The sequence below is a fragment of the Streptomyces sp. NPDC021020 genome, from assembly GCF_044333285.1.
Classification (GTDB): Bacteria; Actinomycetota; Actinomycetes; order Streptomycetales; family Streptomycetaceae; genus Actinacidiphila.
Map to the genome: position 1 here is coordinate 96,737 of NZ_JBIRQQ010000015.1, position 16,973 is coordinate 113,709.

Genomic DNA, 16,973 nt, shown 5'->3' on the forward strand with positions numbered 1-16,973 from the left:
CGAGCCCCCCATGAATCCCCCACACGCACGGCGAACGCGCGACGGGAGAAGGCTGCTCGGCGTCGCCGTGACCTTCTTCCTGCTGCTGACGCTCGCCCTCCAGGCGTCCGTCTCGCACGCCGCCACCCCCGTCAACCTCGCCCGCAACCCGGGCACCCGGGCCGTCGCCTCCTACCAGGACGGCAGCTACACCGCGGCCAACGCCATCGACGGCAGCACCGCCACCCGCTGGTCCAGCGACCACAGCAACGACCCCAACGCCTGGATCTACGTGGATCTGGCGGGCAGTTACGCCGTCACGTCCGTCACCCTCAGCTGGGAGGCGGCCTACGCGAGCGCGTACAAGATCCAGGTCTCGGACGACTCCGTGCACTGGACCGACGCGTACTCCACCACGAGCGGCCACGGCGGCACCGAGACCGCGGCCGTCAACAAGAGCGCCCACTACGTCCGTATGCAGGGCGTCACCCCGGCCACGCAGTACGGCTACTCCCTCTACGAGTTCGCCGTCTACGGCACGGGCACCACGGGCGGCTCCGGCGCGGTCGGCTCGCCGACCGTCGCGCCCTCCACCACCTACCCGAGCAGCTACGACGACTGGCAGGACGGTCTGCTGGCCGGCAACGGCAAGCAGGGCATCATCGTCTTCGGCAACCCGCGCAACGACACCGTCGTCTTCGACGACAAGGACTTCTTCATGGCGCGGACGGAGGCCCATCCGCACCGCACCTTCAACACCGTCAGCCAGGGCGACATCGACACGATCCGCAACGAGCTGATCGCCGGGCAGTACCAGCAGGCCAACACGCTCGCCGCGAACGTGCAGGGCTACCAGGGCGGCGGCGAGGGCAGCAAGCACCCCGGCTACAAGATGACGATCCAGATGCCGGACGCCGGAGCGGTGAGCAACTACGTCCGGTCGACCGACTACAGCGCGGGCGTCGTCAAGGTCAACTGGTCGGACAACAAGGGCGCGTGGGAGCGGGATTCGTTCGTCTCCCGCACCGACGGCGCCACCGTGCAGTACCAGGCCGCCCCGCCCGGCCAGAAGGAGACCATGACGCTGGGCCTGTCCGTCGACCCGGGCATGCACCTGCTCGACAAGGGCGTCACCGTCACCGACAACTCCACCACCGACTACCTCAACATCCGCGCCAAATACCCCAGCGGCAGCTACAACGCGGGCTACGAGGGTGTCACCCGCATCGTCACCGACGGCACCCGCAGCATCAGCAACGGCCAGGTGACGGTCGCCAACGCCAGCTATGTGCTGCTGCTGTCGCTCACCCAGCGCTACAACGGCACGTACAACGGCGGTGTCCCGGCCGAGCAGGAGTGGAGCAAGAACCTGCTCCAGCAGAAGCTGGCCGGGCTGAGCACCGACTACCCGACGCTGCTGAACCGCCACACCAGCGCGCACAGTTCGGTCTTCGGCCGGGTCTCGATCGACTTCGGCGCCACCCCCGCCGACCGCGCCAAGTCCACCGAGCAGCTCCTCGCCGAGCAGAAGTCGTCCGCCACCCCGATCCCCGCCCTCTACGAACGGATGTTCTACGCCGGCCGCTACCACCTGCTCGGCTCCAGCGGACCCACCGAGGCGCCCGACCTGCTCGGCAACTGGACGGGCGACAGCAACGTCGGCTGGGACGGCTACTACCACCTCGACGCCAACCTCAACCTGCAGATCTCCAGCGGCAACATCGGCAACATGCCCGAGGCGATGGCCGGTTACTTCTGGCTCAACCAGCAGTGGCAGAAGGACTTCGAGACCAACGCCAAGAAGCTGCTGGGCACCCGCGGCATGCTCACCGGCGGCAACACGCCCAACGGCGAGGGCCTGATCTCCAACATCAACTACGACTACCCCTACCAGTACGTGACCGGCGGGGAGTCCTGGCTGCTGGAGCCCTTCTGGGAGTACTACGAGGTCACCGGCGACAAGACCTTCCTCGCCGACAAGTTCTACCCGCTGATCCGCGACATGGGCGACTTCTACGAGGACTTCCTCGTCAAGAAGGACGCCAACGGCAAGTACATCTTCGCCGGGTCCATCTCGCCCGAGAACACCCCGCCCGGCGAGACACCGCTCGCCGTCAACTCCGTCTACGACATCTCCGGCGCCAAGTTCGCGCTCACCACGCTCATCCAGACCGCGAAGACGCTCGGCCGCGACGCCGACAAGATCCCGGTGTGGCAGGAGAAGCTCGACCACCTGCCGCCGTACCTGATCAACAGCGACGGCGCGCTCGCCGAATGGGCCTGGCCCGACCTGGAGAACAAGAACAGCTACCAGCACCGGCACAGCAGCGGCCTCATGCCGGTGTGGCCCTACCGCGAGATCACCCCGGAGACCAACCTCGCCCAGTACAAGGCCGCGCAGGTCTTCCTGGCGAAGAAGGACCAGGGCAACTACGAGAACGCCGGGCACGGGCTGCTGCACGGCGCGCTCATCGCGGCCGACCTCAACCAGGCCGACTCCGTCGGCGCCAAGCTGCTGCGCTTCGCCAAGGACGACTACTACTACAGCAGCATGGCCACCTCCCACTACAACGGCCACAACACCTTCGCCACGGACGTCGTCAACTCCGTGCCCACGGTGATGATGGAGATGCTGGCCGCCACCAGCCCCGGCACCCTGGAACTGCTGCCCGCCCTGCCCAAGGGCCTCGACAAGGGCTCCATCTCCGGGATGCTCGGCAAGAGCCAGTTCACGATCGACAACCTGACGTGGGACACGGCCGCGCACACCGCGAAGGTCACGCTCACCTCGAAGATCGACCAGAACCTCACGCTCATCCAGCGCGCGGGCATCTCCTCGATCACGGCGACCGGCACGACCGTGCAGAACTCGCCGCTGGGGAACATCGCCCGGGTGCTGCCGCTCCAGGCCGGCAAGCAGGTCACCGTCAACCTCACGATGGCCGCGCCCAAGGCCAACCTGGCGCTGAACAAGCCCGCTTCGGCGTCGTCGCAGTCCAGCGCCGACCAGTCCGCGGCGAAGGCCTTCGACGGCGACCAGGCCACGCGGTGGAGCGCGAGCCAGGACCCGAACAGCTGGATCCAGGTCGACCTCGGCAGCACGCAGGCCCTGTCGGAGGTGGACCTGCAGTGGGAGACGTCGTACGCGAAGTCCTACAAGATCCAGGGCTCCACGGACGGCACGACCTGGCACGACCTCTACAGCCAGCCGAATTCGGCGGGCGGGACGGAGAAGATCCCCATCAGCGGGCAGGCGCGCTACGTCCGGATGCAGGGCAGCCAGCTGTCCGGGCAGTGGGGCTACTCGCTCTACGAGATGCAGGTGTTCGGCTGATCCTGCCGTGAACGGCGCCGGGGCTCCCCGCACTTGGGGCCCCGGCGCCTTCCGCTGTCAGCTCTCCGATTCCACCAGCAGCCGGGCGTAGGCGGCCATCGAGCGCTGGTAGCGCGGGAGATGGGGCGCCAGCGCGCCGACCGTCAGCGACACGGCCTCCCGGGCGCGGCCCAACTCCGTGAGGGAGAGGGCGAGAACGCACACCAGGGCGTCGTCCAGGTGGTCGCTGGTACGCGCGCGCTCCTCGGTCAGCAGCGCGACGCTCTCCTCGGCGCTGCCGAGATTCCGCAGCGAGCTGGCCAGCTGGATGACCGCCCGGCGGCGCCGCTCGCCGGGCACACCGCCGGCGAGGGCGGCGCGGTAGAGCGGGACGGCCTTGTCCGGGTGCCCGGTGGAATCCCAGGCCGCGGCCCGCTCGAAGAGCGCGGTGGGGTCGCCGTCCGGCAGCTCGGCGGCGAGCGCGTCCACGGCGGCGCGGAAGTCCTCCTCCGCCGGGTAGGTGTCGATGGCCGCCCACAGCGCGACGTCCCTGCGCTCCCATTCCTCGGCGGGCGCGGGGGCGGGGGTGCCCGGGTAGTCGTTCATCGCTGGTCACGCTCCAGTTCACGGTGTCTGCGGCGCCTTCGGCCTCACCGGCCCGGCGCCCGCCATCCTGCGAGGGCGCTCCGACCGCGCACCACTCCTTCGGCCGTCGCCGAATCACTGCGCTGTACGGTAGGAGCGCCGCCGCCGTCCGCGGCCCGTGCCCTGCCGCCCGCGCGCGGGGCCCGCGGGCATCCCGGTGCATCCGGGGCGGGGCTCCCGGTGCGGGGGCCCGTTCGCCGCCCGCTGCCGACTCGAAGGGGTGTCCGCCGTGACCACGCTCCGCTTCGGGCCCGCCGACCTGCTGCGGTGCCGGTTCGCGTACTCGCCCGCCTTCGAGACGCTCGCCGCCGTACGCGTCGCGACCGGGCCGCAGCCGCCGGGGCACCACGCGCGCTGGCTCGCCGAGACCGCGCCCCGGCTCGCCGGGCTGGACCTGCGGCCGCTCGTCCTGCTCCAGCCGCGCCGCGGCTACACCCCCGACTTCCTCGCCCCGCCCCCCGACGCCCCGGTCGACTCCTTCGCCGCCGACCTCGCCCGTATCGCCGCGACCCCGCCCGCGCAGGCCCGCGCCGAGATCGCCCGCTCCCTCGCCGACACCCCGGGCGCCGCCCGCACCGCGACCGGCCGCCTGCTGCTCGGGGACGAGCCCGGCGACGTCGTACGGATGCTCGCCGCGCTCGTCCGGGCGGCGTGGGAGGCGCTCGTCGAGCCGTACTGGGCCCGGACCCGGGCGCTGCTCCAGGCGGACATCGCCTACCAGAGCGGGCGGCTCGCCGCCGGGGGCCTGGACCGGCTCTTCGCCGAGCTGCACCCGTCCGTGCGCTGGCACGACGGCGTGCTCACCCGCGAGCACGGCGGGACCGACCACCGCGACCTCGCCGGTGAGGGCCTGGTCCTCATGCCCAGCGCCTTCAAGTGGGACCAGGTCGTGATCGTCCTGGACCCGCCCTGGCAGCCCACCCTCATCTACCCGGCCCGCGGCATCGGCACCCTCCGGCAGCCGCCGAGCACCTCCGCGGACGCCACCGCCGCCCTCGCCCGCCTCATCGGCCGCACCCGCGCGCGCCTGCTGACCGCCCTGACCGAACCCGCCTCCACCGCCTGGCTCGCCCACCACCACGGCCTCGCTCCCGCGACGGTCTCCGAGCACCTGGCCGTCCTCCGCGCGACCGGCCTCGTGACCTCCGCCCGCCACCGCCACGAGGTCCGCTACCGCCGGACGGAGCTGGGCGACTCGCTCGCCGGATCCCCCGGCGCGGGGTGACCCGGCGCGGGCTCAGGTGCGCGGGGCCAGGTCCGCGACGACCTCGCCCGCCACGCGGGCATGCTCCGCCGCGAGGGACGGATCCCGCTCCAGGAAGCCGACCACGGAAATCAGCGCCTTCCACAGGGCCCACCCGCGGGCGCGGGCCCACATCGCGGGGTCCGCGGCCACCTCCGCGCGGAAGGCGGCCCGGCTCTCGCCGGAGAAGAGGGTCCAGGCGATGACCAGGTCGCACGCCGGGTCGCCCACCCCCGACGTACCGAAGTCGAGCACCGCGGCGAGACGGCCGTCGCGGACCAGGAGGTTGCCGCCCGCGATGTCGCCGTGGAACCAGACGGGCGGGCCCTCGTAGGGCGCGGCGAGGGCGGCGTCCCACACGTCCGCGGCCGCCGCCGTGTCGACGACGCCGAGCCCGTCGAGAGCGGTGAGCGCCGCGCGCGTCTCGGCGTCGTAGGCGGCGGGCGGGGTCCCGCGGAGGAAGCTGTGCGCGCCCGCGGCCGGCCCGCCCGCCGGGTCGACCGATCGGAGCGCGCGGACGAAGCGGGCGACGTCCCGCGCGAACGCCGCCAACTCGGCGGGGCCGCCGACGCGTTCGGGCGTCGTCGCCGTCCCGCCGTCGAGCCAGCCGCGCACGGACCACGGGTACGGGTACCCCTCGCCGGGCTCGCCCAGCCCCAGCACGGGCGGCACGGGCACCGGCAGGTGCGGGGCGAGCCGCGGCAGCCAGGTGTTCTCCTTCTCGACCGCGGGCACGTAGCCCGCCGCGGTCGGGAGCCGTACGGTCATGTCCGCGCCGAGCCGGTACGTACGGTTGTCCCAGCCGTCCACGGCCACCGGACGTACCGGCAGCCCGGCCCACTGCGGGAACTGCGCGGCCACCAGCCGCGCCACCAGCTCCGCGTCGATCCCGGCGCGGCCGTCGGGCCCCGGGGCCTTGTCCTGTCGTGACGTCACCCCGGGATGGTCGTCATCCGGCGCGCCGGGCGCAACCGAGTTACCGCGGAGGTTGCGCCCCGTAGGGGCGCGTGGGGGTACCTCCCAGGCGGAGCCTGGGGGAGAACTGCGCGGCCAGCCCCCACCGGCCGGTGGTCCGGTACGGACCGTACTGCCCCTTCGGGCCGGTGACGACCCGCGCCCCGGTGGGGGCTGAGCGCGCAGTTCCCCGCGCCCCTGGTGGCTCGGCCCCTGCGCAGGGGAGCGCATCGCTCACGGGACGGTGATCGTCACCTCGCGCAGGCGCTCCGGATCGGCGATCACGTCGATCGCCGTGATGCGGCCCGCCCCCGCCGCGTCCTCCGGCGCGAAGGTGAAGGCGAGCACCAGGCGCAGCCGCCCCGCGGGGGCCATGACGAGGCCGGGGCGGCCGTCGACGAGGGCGACCTCCGTGAAGGCCACGCGCGCGGCGGCCGCGGAGGCGCCGTGGGCCACGTGGTCGCGGCCGCGGATGCGGACGGACTCAGGGGTGGGCCCGGCGGCGCGGTCGGCGTGGAGGACGACGTCGGGGTCGAGGACGGCGACGAGCCCTTGCAGATCGCCGCCGCGGGAGGCGGCGAGGAAGGCCTCGACGAGCCGCCGCTGCCCGCCCGCCGCGGCGGTCGGTGCGTCCGCGCCGCGGACCCGGCGGCGCGCGCGGCTCGCGAGCTGCCGGGCGGCGGCCGGCGTCCGCTCCGTCAGCTCGCCGATCTCGTCGAAAGGCACCGCGAACATGTCGTGCAGCACGAACGCGACCCGCTCCGGCGGCGCGAGCGTGTCGAGCACGACCATCATGGCCAGCCCGACCGAGTCGGCGAGGACCGCCTCCTCCTCCGGGTCGCGCGCCTCATCGCCGGCCGCCGCCGGCTCGCGCAGCAGCGCGTCGTCGAGCGGATCCTCGCGGTGCGCGGCACGCGACCTGAGCATGTTGAGGCAGACCCGGCCGACGACGGTGGTCAGCCACGCGGGCAGGCTGTCGATGCCCTCCGCGCATGCTCGGCTCAGCCGCAGCCACGTCTCCTGCACCGCGTCGTCCGCCTCCGCGGCGGAGCCGAGCATGCGGTAGGCGACGCCCCGCAGCCGGGGTCGCTCCGCCTCGAACTGCTCGGCCAGAGCGGTGTTTTGGCCCATCGGTCACATTCCCCATCTGCCGCGGGTCATCACGGTAACCTGCCGCACGGCGGCCCACCGAAGAGGAGCGACGTCCACATGGCGAACACCGAAAAGACCCCCGCAGCCCCGATCCTGCTGACCGGCGGCACCGGCAACCTCGGCGGTCACGTGCTGCCGCTGCTGCGCGAGGCGGGGCGTACCGTGCGCGTGCTGAGCCGGTCGGCGCACGCGTCGGACGACGACGGGGTCGAGTACGTGACCGGCGACCTGTCGCAGGACGGCGATCCGGGTACGGCCAAGGCCCTGGAGGGCGTCGAGACCGTCGTGCACCTCGCGGGCGCCCCCAAGGGCGACGAGGTCACCACCGGCAACCTGCTGCGCGCGGCGGTGGCGGCGGGCGGTGTGACGCACTTCCTGTACATGTCGGTCATCGGCGCGGGGGAGGTCCCGTTCGGCTACTTCCGCAGCAAGATCGCGGCGGAGCAGGCCGTCCTGGACTCGGGGCTGCCGTACACGATCCTGCGGGCCGCGCAATTCCACGACTTCGCGACGAACATGTTCAAGACGCTCTCGAAGTCGCCGGTGATCCCGCTGCCCGGCATCATGCGCGCGCAGACCGTCGACGTACGGGACTGCGCCGAGCGTGTCGCCGCCCTCGCCCTGGGCGAGCCCGCAGGCCGCGCTCCCGACCTCGCCGGTCCGGCCGTGCACCCGCTGAACGACCTGCTGCGGGACTACCTCAAGGCGACGGGCAAGCGCCGCCTCGTCGTCCCGGCCTTCATGCCCGGCAAGGCGGGCCGCGCCTACCGCGAGGGCGTCAACCTCACCCTGGAGGGCGCCGACCTCGGCACCCGCACCTGGGAGGACTTCCTGGCCGAACTGGTGCGCTGAGGCCGCGCGCCGCGTCCCCGGGAGCAGGGCCGACCGCACCGCCCGCAGCCGCCAGGGCGCGGCCCGGCCCCGCTCCCGGCCGCCCGCGCGAGGGGGCGCGCAACGCGCTTCCGCGCGCCCCCGGCTCGCACCACGTGTGACCCCAAACCACCCGTGCGGGTGATCTTGTCCTGTGTCGCTGGCATATGCCAGCGACAAACTCCTATGGTCCGATCATGGTCACTTCGAAGCACGAGGCGTCCCACCGGATCTTCCAGGACCGGCCGGAAGTCATGGACTCCGTCTTCCGTCTGCTCGGCATGCGGTTACCCGAGCAGGTGGTGGTCGAGGTCCTGACCCCCGACGTCACGGAGAACCGCCCGGTCGAGCGGCGCGTGGACAGCGTGCTGCGCATCTCGTCGGGCAACGACAGCATGGACACGTTCCTGCTGGCGATCGAGGCGCAGATGCGGCGCGACGACGGAAAGGCGGTCAGCTGGGCGTACTACCTGTCGTACCTGAAGGCGAAATACGGCTGTCCGGCACTGCTCCTGGTGGTCTGCCAGGACAAGGTGACCGCCGACTGGGCCGTGGGGCCCTTCCAGCTCGGGCCGGAAAGCTGGTGCGCGCTGACCGTCCACCCGCTGGTGGTGGGGCCGGGGAACATACCCGTCGTCCTGAACGTGGACGAGGCCGCGGGCAACCTCGCCATGGCTGCTCTCTCGGCCATGACGCACAGCAAGCACCAGGACATCGCAGCGATACTCGAGTCCCTTGCCGGCGCCCTTGAGGGGCTGGACAAGGAGACCGTCGACTACTACTCGGACATGCTGGAAATCGGCCTGGGCGACCCCCGGGCGCAGGAGGTCTGGAGGAAACTCATGGGCTCGACGATCTTTTTCCCCGGACGGGGCACGTTCCGCGAGCAGCTGCTGCTCGAAGGCAAGGCCGAGGGCCTGAAGGAGGGGCGTAAGGACGCGTTGGCGCATGTCGCGCACAACGTGCTCACCGTCTTTCGGCACCGCGGCCTCGCGGCTCCGGACAGCGTGAGGGAGCGGGTGCTCGGCTGCGACGACTTCGAACTCCTCGACCGCTGGCACGAGCGGGCCTTGAGCGTCGAGGTCGCCGACGACATCTTCGCCGTGGACGACTGACCTCCCCTCCTTCCGCCCCACCCCCCCGAAACGGCCGGGCGGCGCGTTCCCACTCCCCCGTCGGGCGCGTCGTCCGGTCTCATCGTGGTGTCCGAAAGCCGCCGGAAAGAGGCGGCGGGCGGCGGCAGGGTGGAGGGCATGAGCACTGAGGACATACGTACTGACCTGCACGGGCGGATCGAGCCCGGGATTCTCTACTTCGGCACGCCCGTCGTGCTGCTCTCGACGCGGAACGAGGACGGGACGGCGAACCTCGCGCCGATGTCGTCGGCGTTCTGGCTGGGGTGGCGGGGGATGCTGGGGCTCGGGGCGCGGTCGCAGACGGCGGTGAATCTGCTGCGGGAGCGCGAGTGCGTGCTGAACCTGCCGGACGACTCGCTCGCGGACGCGGTGGACCGGCTGGCGCTGACGACCGGGCGGGATCCGGTGCCGGAGGGCAAGGCGCGGCGCGGATACCGCTTCGAGGGCGACAAGTTCGGGCGCGCGGGGCTGACGGAGGTGCCGTCGGAGACGGTCCGGGCGCCGCGCGCGGCGGAGTGCCCGGTGGCGATGGAGGCCGTCGTGGCGGGCGTGCACCCGCTGGCCGAGGACGACCCGGAGCAGCGCGGCGGCATCCTCGTCTTCGAGGTGCGGATCCAGCGGGTGCTGGTGCACGACGCGATCCGCGTCCCGGGCACGGACGACCACGTCGACCCGGACCGCTGGCGCCCGCTGATCATGAGCTTCCAGCAGCTCTACGGGCTGGGGCCGCGGCTGCGCGAGTCCGCGCTCGCGAGCATCCCGGAGCGGATGTACCGCGGCCCCGACATCGCGCGCTCCCGCCTGGCGGGTGCGGCCGACGCGCTCAGGGGGTGAGCGCGGCGGCCAGCCGGGCCATGCCGTAGGAGAAGGAGCTGTCGACGTCGCCGCCGAGGTTGAAGGCGTCGGCCAGCTCCATGCTGATGAAGCCGTGGGCCCACGCGGTGACGGTGCGGGCGGCCTCCAGGGAGTGGTCGGGGCCCGCGAGGACCTCGGTGACCTGGAGGACCGGGGCGGCGGCCCGGGCGAGCAGGGCGACGTCGGGGCGGGCGGGCCGCGGGGTGTCGGCGAAGACCAGCCGGTAGGCGGCCGGGCGGGCGTGGGCGAACGCGCGGAAGGCGCGCAGCAGTGCGGCGAGGGTGTCGCGGGGGTCGGCGGCGGGCGCTACGGCCTGGAGGGCGCGTTCGAGGTCGGCGAGAGTGGCCTCGGTGACGAGCCGGACGAGGGCGTCGCGGTTGCGGACGCGCTTGTAGAGCGAGGGCGCGCGGACGCCGACCCGCTCGGCGACGGCCTGCATGGTGAGCCGGTCGGGTCCCTGGGTCTCCAGGATGTCGCGGGCCGCCGCGACGATGGCGTCGAGCGAGGTGCGGTCGGGTGTCGGCATGCGTACTGCTCCTTCCGGCCGGGCCGCGCCGGTGCGGCCCCGCCCGTCGTGTGGTCTCCATCATAGCTATGGACAGTAGCCATGATGGCTATGTACCGTAGCTATCAAGAACGGCTCACGAGGAGACGCACATGAAGCTCGGTCAGCACCTGCACCGCATCGGCAACGACATCGTGGCGGTCTATCTGGTCGTCACCGACGAGGGCGTCACGGTCGTCGACGCCGGGCTGGCGGGCCACTGGGGGGAGCTGACCGCCGAACTGGCGGCGCTCGGCCGCACCCCCGACGACATCCGCGGCCTGGTCCTCACCCACGGCGACACCGACCACATCGGCTTCGCCGAGCGCCTCCGCCGCGACCACGGTGTCCCGGTGTACGTGCACGCTGCCGACGCCGCCCGCGCCCGCGGCGAGGTCAAGACCAAGCCGGAGTGGGGGCACGCCAAGGTCGGCGCCACGGCGGGCTTCCTCTGGTACGCGGCCCGCAAGGGCGGTCTGCGCACGACGTACCTGACCGAGGTCGCCGAGGTGGCCGACGGCGATGTGCTGGACCTGCCCGGCTCACCGCGGATCGTCGGCATGCCCGGCCACTCGCCGGGCAGCATCGCCGTCCACGTACCGGTCGCCGACGCGGTCTTCGTGGGGGACGGGCTGACGACCCGGCACGTCCTCACCGGGCAGCACGGCCCGCAGCCGGCCCCCTTCACCGACGAGCCGGCGCAGGCCCTCGCGTCCCTCGACCGTATCGCCGAACTGGGCGCGACCTGGGTGCTGCCGGGCCACGGCACGCCCTGGAACGGCGGCACGCAGGAGGCGGTACGCCAGGTCCGCGCGGCCGGGCACTGAGCGGGGCGCCGCCCCGCGGGCACCGGCCCGCGCGGCGGGGGCGGCCTTGACACGTGGCGGGCGGCCGCAGAGTCTGAGCAGGGCGCGCCCCGGGGCGCATGAGCCGGCGCAGTATCAACTCCGGTGCGCGCCAGGGGGGTTCGGGCGGCGCCTGGGGAGAGGGCCGCGCGGAGCCGCACCGCGCGCGGGCGGGCCGCCGCGGAGCCGCACTGCCGAGGAGGAGCCGCCATGCGCGGGCCAGACGCGTATCCGACCGTCTCAGGTGTCGCGGCGGCGGCGCGGCTGCTGAGCGCGCGGCATCCCGACCTGGTACGGATGCGGCTGGCCGGGGAGTCGCGGACCGGGCGTCCGCTGTGGCTGCTGTCGGTCGGGCACGGGCGGCGGCACGCGCTCGTCGTGGCCGGGGCGCACGCGGACGAGCAGTCGGGCGGCGGCACGGTGCTGTGGCTGGCCGAGCAGGCCGTCGCCGACCGGGAGCGGCTCGCCGACGCCGATCTGACGTGGGATCTCCTGCTGTGCCTCGACCCGGACGGCACCGTGCTCAACCAGACCGGACCGGCCGGGCGCCGCCCGCCCGCCGTGCACTTCCGGCACACCTACCGCCCCGCCGCCCGCGACCAGCCGGAGTGGGCGGCCTCCTTCCGCACCCCCGGCGACGAACTGCCCGAGACGTACGCGCTGCACGCCCTCGTCGACGAGCTGCGGCCCTTCGTGCAGTGCACGCTGCACGGTACGGACGTGGGCGGCGGACGGGTCCTGCTGACCGGCGAAGTACCGGGCCTGGCCGAGCCGTTCGGGAAGTACGCGGCCGAGCTGGACGTGCCCGTGCAGACGGGCACGTACGACGCGCTCTTCTGGGAGTGCGCGGGCCCCGGCGTGTACCAGCTCCCGGCCCGCACCGGCCGGGACCGGCTCGACGGCTCCACCTGGGACCGCCCGCACCGCCACGGCGGCCTCACCGCGGTCGTCGAGGTGCCGATGTGGGCGACCCGGCGGATCGCCGACCCGGCGCCGCACCCCGAGCCCGCGCCCGCGCTGCAGGCCCTCGCCGCCCGGCTGCGCAAGGACGGCGCCGCGCTCACCGGCAGCCTGGACCGCGCGCTGCCGCTGCTCGGCGACCCGGGCGACCCGGACGGCTGCGCCGCGCTGCTGCTGCGCGGGGTCGAGCAGGCCGTCGGGGCCTTCGCGGCGCTCGCCGCGGACTACGACGCGCTCGCCGCCGACTCCCCCGTCCCGCTCACCGCGGCGCACCTCGCCGCCCTCGACATCGCCGCCCGCCGGCTGCCGCTGCGCGCCGCCGGAATGCTGCTGCGGCTGCTGGACGCCCAGCCGCTCACCGACCCCGACCCGGCGGCCGAGCCCGGCCGGCTGCGCTCCCGCCTCGAACGCCGTGTCGACGCGGGCGCGCGTGAGCTGGTCATGGGCTCGGACGCGCGCTGGGTGCCGGTCTACGAGCAGGTCGAGCTGCAGGCCCGCACCGTGCTGGCCACGGTGGACCGGCTGCTGTGACCCGCGAACCGGAATCCGCCCCCGGACAGGAGCCGCGAACCGTTGCTGCCGGGCGCCTTGACAGCCCTTCAGGTCCGCCGGAATCTGACAAGACGCGGGAGTCACCCGGGGTGAGTGCTCGACTCCCGTGCGCTAGTGCCTGTGAGCACGAGAAAAGGGGGAGCCACCATGGCGAAACGCCTCGTCGTCCGACGGCTGAACAAGAAGGAAACCACCGGCGCCAGCAACTCCAACGGAACGTGAGCCATCCCACGGTCGACGCGTATCCGGGCGTCGCGGGGGTCGTTGCGGCGGCCTCCGCGTTCGTCCGCTTCCGGCCCGGGCTGTGCGCGCTGCGCGTCGCGGGCCGCTCCCGTGAAGGACGCCCCCTCTACGTCCTCACCGTCGGCCACGACCGGCCCCGGGTCCGCAACATCCTCGTCGTCGCCGGGGCCCACGCCGACGAGCGGATCGGCGGCGCGAGCGCGATGCGGATCGCCGAACGCGTCGCCCGTGAGCCGCAGTTGCACGCCGGGGCCGGCGCGGCCTGGCACTTCGTCCTGTGCCTCGACCCGGACGGCGCCCTGCGCACCGAGGACGGCCCCGCCGTCCGCCGCACCCCCGCCGCCCACTTCCGGTACGCGTACCGGCCGCCGGCCGACGAGCAGCCCGAGTGGGCGCCGTCCATCCGCGCCGCCGACGATCCGCTCCCGGAGTCCGAGGCGCTCCTCGCCCTCATCGACGAACTGCGGCCCGTACTCCAGTGCTCGCTGCACGGCAACGACATCGGCGGCGCCTGGGCGCAGGTCACCCGCGAGCTGCCGGGCCTGTCCGAGGTACTCGGCAAGATCTGCGCGGAGCGGGACGTGCCCGTGCAGACCGGCACGTACGACGCGCTGTACTGGCGGGTGTCCGGGCCCGGCGTCTACGCGATGCCCGCGCCGGGCGAGCGCAGCCAGTTCGACAGCCTGCCCGAGGACGTCGCCGGCTCCACATGGATACGGCCCGCCGCGTACGGCGGCATGACCGCGCTATTCGAGGTGCCGATGTGGGCCAGCGCGGGAATCGCGGACTCCACCGCGCACCCCGAGCCCGGCCGGGCCCTCACCGCGGCCGCCGCGCGGCTGCGCGCGCAGACCCGCGCGACCACCGCGCTCCTCGACCGCGCCCGCACCACCGCGGGCGACCCGCAACTCCTGCGCATCGCGGAGGGCCTGATCACCATGGCCCCGCGGGTCGCCGACGAGTGGGAGGCGCTGGAGGCCGCGCCGCCCGTGCCGCTGACCCGCGCGCACGTGGCCGCGCTCGACATCGCCGCCCGCCGGATGCCGTTGCGCGCCGCGGGCACGCTGCGCCGCCTCACCCCTGCGCGGGACGCGGTGGCGCAGGAGGCGGACCGCCTCCTCGCCACCTGGTCCGCGGACCTCACCGCGGCGCACGCCACCCGGTGGCTCCCCGTCCCGACCCAGGTCGACGTCCAGTCCGAATCCGTCCTGGCGACGGCCCGCCTCCTCCTGGGCTGAGCCCGCCGCCCGGCTCCCCGCCGGTGGGGGGGTGCCCGCGCCTGGCGGCGCGGGGTGTTTCCCACCCCCAGCCACCCGTGCAGATAGTGGGCGGGTGCACGCCTCCCTGTGGGGGTGACCCGCCGTCGGGGGCTACCCGCAGTCCCTCACACATCCACCCCCACCGGCAGGCAGCCGCCACTCCGGCCGGGAGGGGGACGATCCGGGGGTGCCCCCGGAGGAATGCGCACGCAAGACCCGCCACCTAGCTCATGAGGTCGGACGCGCATTCCGAGGAGGTACCCCCGGAGTGGCACCCGACCCACCCCCGCACGGAGCGCGCGATGCCCCGCCGGGTAACAACAGGGGCGCGGGGAACGGCGCGAGCAACCCACCACCGGCGGAAGGTCGCGCGACGAACCGCAACCCACCGCCCCGGAGCGCACCCTCAGAGCGCGGCAGCAACCAGCTCCGCGAGCTGCACCGCGTTCAGCGCAGCGCCCTTGCGGAGGTTGTCGCCCGAGACGAAGAGCGCGAGACCGTTCTCGACCGTCTCGTCGACGCGGATGCGGCCGACGTACGACACGTCGCGCCCCGCGGCCTGGAGCGGCGTGGGGATCTCCGAGAGCTCCACGCCGGGCGCGCCCGCGAGCACCTCGTACGCGCGCTCGACGCTGATCGGCCGCGCGAAGCGGGCGTTGAGCTGGAGGGAGTGGCCGGAGAAGACCGGGACGCGCACGCACGTGCCGGAGACCGTGAGCTCCGGGATCTCCAGGATCTTGCGGGACTCGTTGCGCAGCTTCTGCTCCTCGTCGGTCTCGAAGCTGCCGTCGTCGACGAGATTCCCGGCGAAGGGGAGCACGTTGAAGGCGATGGGCCGGGCGTAGACCGCGGGCTCGGGGAAGGTGACGGCGCCGCCGTCGAAGGTGAGCTGGTCCGCGGCCTCGGCGACCGCGCAGGCCTGCCCGTGCAGCTCGGCGACGCCGGCGAGCCCGGAGCCGGAGACGGCCTGGTAGGTGGTGGCGACCAGCGAGGTCAGCCCGGCCTCGACGTGCAGCGGCTTGAGCACGGGCATCGCGGCCATCGTGGTGCAGTTGGGGTTGGCGATGATGCCCTTGGGGCGGTCGGCGAGGGCGTGCGGGTTGACCTCGGAGACGACGAGCGGGACCTCGGGGTCGCCGCGCCACGCGGAGGAGTTGTCGATGACGACGACGCCCTGCGCGGCGACCTTCTCGGCGATGGCGCGGCTGGTGGCGCCGCCCGCGGAGAAGATGGCGATGTCCAGACCGGAGAAGTCGGCGGTGCCGGCGTCCTCGACGGTGACCTCGGTGCCGTTCCAGGGCAGCGTGCGGCCCGCGGACCGCGCGGACGCGAACAGCCGCAGCTCGTCCACCGGGAACTTCCGTTCGGCGAGCACCTGGCGTACGACTCCGCCGACCTGTCCGGTCGCTCCGACGATTCCGATCCTCATGGCCGCTACTCTCCGCTCTCGGTGGGCTCTGGTGGACTGTGGGGGGTGCCCGCCGTTCGAGTATCACCGCAGGCGGCGGCGGGCGGCGAATGGTTTCAGGTGCCGAGACGTACGGCGGGGCCCACGGCGGGCGGCAGCGCGGCCAGGGAGGCGGCGCTCGCGGGCAGCAGCGGCAGCCGTACGTCGGCCGTCGGGATGCGGCCCTCCGCGTGCAGGGCGGCCTTGATCACGATGGGGTTGGGCTCGCGGAAGAGCGCGGCGGCGCGGGCGGCGAGCCGGTGGCCGAGGGCGCGGTCGCCGGTGGCGGCCAGGTGCACCCAGGCCGCGGTGTCCAGATGCGCGGAGGCGGCGACGACGCCGGTCGCGCCGAGGGCGAGCAGCGCGGGCGCGAAGACGTCGTCCCCGGCGAGGACGTCGAAGCCGGCGGGGCGGTCGCCCAGCAGGTCGACGGTGTCGGCGTCGATCCCGCCGGCCGCGTACTTCACGCCGGTGACGCCGGGGATCGCGGCGAGGGCGCGCAGCGTGCGGGCGGTGAGCGGCTGCCCGGTGCGGTAGGGCACGTGGTAGACGAGCAGCGGCAGGCGGCTGCGGGCGGCGAGCGCGGTGAAGTGCGCGACCACGCCCGCCTCGCCGGGCCGGACGAACGCCGGGACGGTCGCGAGCAGCGCGTCCGGCTCGACCGGCCACGGGCCCAGGTCCCGCCCGCCGCCGACGCCGAGGGCGAAGTACGCGCCCGCCTCGCGGCAGACCCGCCCGACCAGCTCGGCGACGGCGGCCCGCTCGGCCGGCTCCAGGCTCTCCGGCTCCCCCGTGGTGCCGAGCGCGAGGAGACCGGCCGCCCCGTCCGCGAGCAGCCCGCGGGCCAGCGCCTCCAGCGCGTCGTACGCGACGGCGCCGGAGGCGGTGAAGGGGGTCACGAGGGGTACGTACACGGGCGGGGGTGCGGTCATGTCCCGAGTCTCACCCGGGGTGACGTGGTAGGTCCAGTGAAATG

General features: G+C 73.8%; 14 protein-coding genes. 8 read left to right on the forward strand and 6 right to left on the reverse strand.

What is annotated here, in order from left to right; all coding sequences use genetic code 11:
• Window positions 1-10 precede the first annotated feature (10 nt).
• Window positions 11-3,313, forward strand: coding sequence for a glycosyl hydrolase family 95 catalytic domain-containing protein (locus tag ACH4SL_RS34455; RefSeq protein ID WP_398453457.1), 3,303 nt, complete (start codon window positions 11-13; stop codon window positions 3,311-3,313).
• Window positions 3,314-3,370: 57 nt separating this feature from the next.
• On the opposite strand, the gene ACH4SL_RS34460 is transcribed toward ACH4SL_RS34455, so the two are convergent.
• Window positions 3,371-3,898 carry a tetratricopeptide repeat protein gene (locus ACH4SL_RS34460; RefSeq protein ID WP_398453460.1) on the reverse strand — a complete coding sequence of 176 codons (528 nt, stop codon included), beginning with the start codon at window positions 3,896-3,898 and terminating at the stop codon, window positions 3,371-3,373.
• A gap of 268 nt (window positions 3,899-4,166) precedes the next feature.
• Between ACH4SL_RS34460 and ACH4SL_RS34465 the strand changes: the two genes are divergently transcribed.
• On the forward strand, window positions 4,167-5,162 hold the full coding sequence (locus tag ACH4SL_RS34465) for a DUF5937 family protein (protein ID WP_398453463.1): 996 nt from the start codon (window positions 4,167-4,169) through the stop codon (window positions 5,160-5,162).
• 12 nt (window positions 5,163-5,174) lie between these two features.
• On the opposite strand, the gene ACH4SL_RS34470 is transcribed toward ACH4SL_RS34465, so the two are convergent.
• On the reverse strand, window positions 5,175-6,116 hold the full coding sequence (locus tag ACH4SL_RS34470) for an aminoglycoside phosphotransferase family protein (RefSeq protein WP_398453465.1): 942 nt from the start codon (window positions 6,114-6,116) through the stop codon (window positions 5,175-5,177).
• A 252-nt stretch (window positions 6,117-6,368) separates the two neighbouring features.
• Entirely contained in the window at window positions 6,369-7,265 is an 897-nt protein-coding gene (locus ACH4SL_RS34475; RefSeq protein ID WP_398453468.1) for a sigma-70 family RNA polymerase sigma factor, read from the reverse strand.
• Window positions 7,266-7,343: 78 nt separating this feature from the next.
• Here ACH4SL_RS34475 and ACH4SL_RS34480 point away from each other — a divergent pair, with 78 nt between their 5' ends.
• The 3 genes from ACH4SL_RS34480 (at window position 7,344) to ACH4SL_RS34490 (ending at window position 10,126) form a co-directional block, all read left to right on the forward strand.
• Window positions 7,344-8,138, forward strand: coding sequence for an SDR family oxidoreductase (locus ACH4SL_RS34480; RefSeq protein ID WP_398453471.1), 795 nt, complete (start codon window positions 7,344-7,346; stop codon window positions 8,136-8,138).
• Between the two features lie 215 nt (window positions 8,139-8,353).
• Window positions 8,354-9,271, forward strand: a complete 918-nt coding sequence (locus ACH4SL_RS34485) for a hypothetical protein (RefSeq protein ID WP_398453474.1) — start codon at window positions 8,354-8,356, stop codon at window positions 9,269-9,271.
• Between the two features lie 138 nt (window positions 9,272-9,409).
• Entirely contained in the window at window positions 9,410-10,126 is a 717-nt protein-coding gene (locus ACH4SL_RS34490; protein WP_398453477.1) for a flavin reductase family protein, read from the forward strand.
• Here ACH4SL_RS34490 and ACH4SL_RS34495 read toward each other — a convergent pair.
• Window positions 10,116-10,673, reverse strand: a complete 558-nt coding sequence (locus ACH4SL_RS34495; RefSeq protein ID WP_398453478.1) for a TetR/AcrR family transcriptional regulator — start codon at window positions 10,671-10,673, stop codon at window positions 10,116-10,118. The genes ACH4SL_RS34490 and ACH4SL_RS34495 overlap by 11 nt on opposite strands.
• A gap of 131 nt (window positions 10,674-10,804) precedes the next feature.
• On the opposite strand from ACH4SL_RS34495, the gene ACH4SL_RS34500 reads away from it, so the two are divergent.
• The 3 genes from ACH4SL_RS34500 (at window position 10,805) to ACH4SL_RS34510 (ending at window position 14,529) form a co-directional block, all read left to right on the forward strand.
• Window positions 10,805-11,518, forward strand: coding sequence for an MBL fold metallo-hydrolase (locus ACH4SL_RS34500; protein ID WP_398453481.1), 714 nt, complete (start codon window positions 10,805-10,807; stop codon window positions 11,516-11,518).
• A 228-nt stretch (window positions 11,519-11,746) separates the two neighbouring features.
• Window positions 11,747-13,027, forward strand: a complete 1,281-nt coding sequence (locus tag ACH4SL_RS34505) for a M14 family zinc carboxypeptidase (RefSeq protein WP_398453483.1) — start codon at window positions 11,747-11,749, stop codon at window positions 13,025-13,027.
• Between the two features lie 239 nt (window positions 13,028-13,266).
• Entirely contained in the window at window positions 13,267-14,529 is a 1,263-nt protein-coding gene (locus ACH4SL_RS34510; protein WP_398453486.1) for a M14 family zinc carboxypeptidase, read from the forward strand.
• Between the two features lie 427 nt (window positions 14,530-14,956).
• On the opposite strand, the gene ACH4SL_RS34515 is transcribed toward ACH4SL_RS34510, so the two are convergent.
• On the reverse strand, window positions 14,957-15,979 hold the full coding sequence (locus ACH4SL_RS34515; RefSeq protein WP_398453489.1) for an aspartate-semialdehyde dehydrogenase: 1,023 nt from the start codon (window positions 15,977-15,979) through the stop codon (window positions 14,957-14,959).
• Between the two features lie 95 nt (window positions 15,980-16,074).
• Window positions 16,075-16,929 (reverse strand): dihydrodipicolinate synthase family protein, encoded by an 855-nt coding sequence (locus ACH4SL_RS34520; RefSeq protein ID WP_398453491.1) that lies wholly within the window; start codon window positions 16,927-16,929, stop codon window positions 16,075-16,077.
• Window positions 16,930-16,973 lie beyond the last annotated feature (44 nt).

Coding starts and splice junctions, on each gene's coding strand:
- ACH4SL_RS34455 (WP_398453457.1), top strand. CDS start 11: ATGAATCCCCCACACGCACGGCGAACGCGCGACGGGAGAAGGCTGCTC.
- ACH4SL_RS34505 (WP_398453483.1), top strand. CDS start 11,747: ATGCGCGGGCCAGACGCGTATCCGACCGTCTCAGGTGTCGCGGCGGCG.
- ACH4SL_RS34495 (WP_398453478.1), bottom strand. CDS start 10,673: ATGCCGACACCCGACCGCACCTCGCTCGACGCCATCGTCGCGGCGGCC.
- ACH4SL_RS34520 (WP_398453491.1), bottom strand. CDS start 16,929: ATGACCGCACCCCCGCCCGTGTACGTACCCCTCGTGACCCCCTTCACC.
- ACH4SL_RS34490 (WP_398453477.1), top strand. CDS start 9,410: ATGAGCACTGAGGACATACGTACTGACCTGCACGGGCGGATCGAGCCC.
- ACH4SL_RS34485 (WP_398453474.1), top strand. CDS start 8,354: ATGGTCACTTCGAAGCACGAGGCGTCCCACCGGATCTTCCAGGACCGG.
- ACH4SL_RS34500 (WP_398453481.1), top strand. CDS start 10,805: ATGAAGCTCGGTCAGCACCTGCACCGCATCGGCAACGACATCGTGGCG.
- ACH4SL_RS34515 (WP_398453489.1), bottom strand. CDS start 15,979: ATGAGGATCGGAATCGTCGGAGCGACCGGACAGGTCGGCGGAGTCGTA.
- ACH4SL_RS34460 (WP_398453460.1), bottom strand. CDS start 3,898: ATGAACGACTACCCGGGCACCCCCGCCCCCGCGCCCGCCGAGGAATGG.
- ACH4SL_RS34475 (WP_398453468.1), bottom strand. CDS start 7,265: ATGGGCCAAAACACCGCTCTGGCCGAGCAGTTCGAGGCGGAGCGACCC.
- ACH4SL_RS34480 (WP_398453471.1), top strand. CDS start 7,344: ATGGCGAACACCGAAAAGACCCCCGCAGCCCCGATCCTGCTGACCGGC.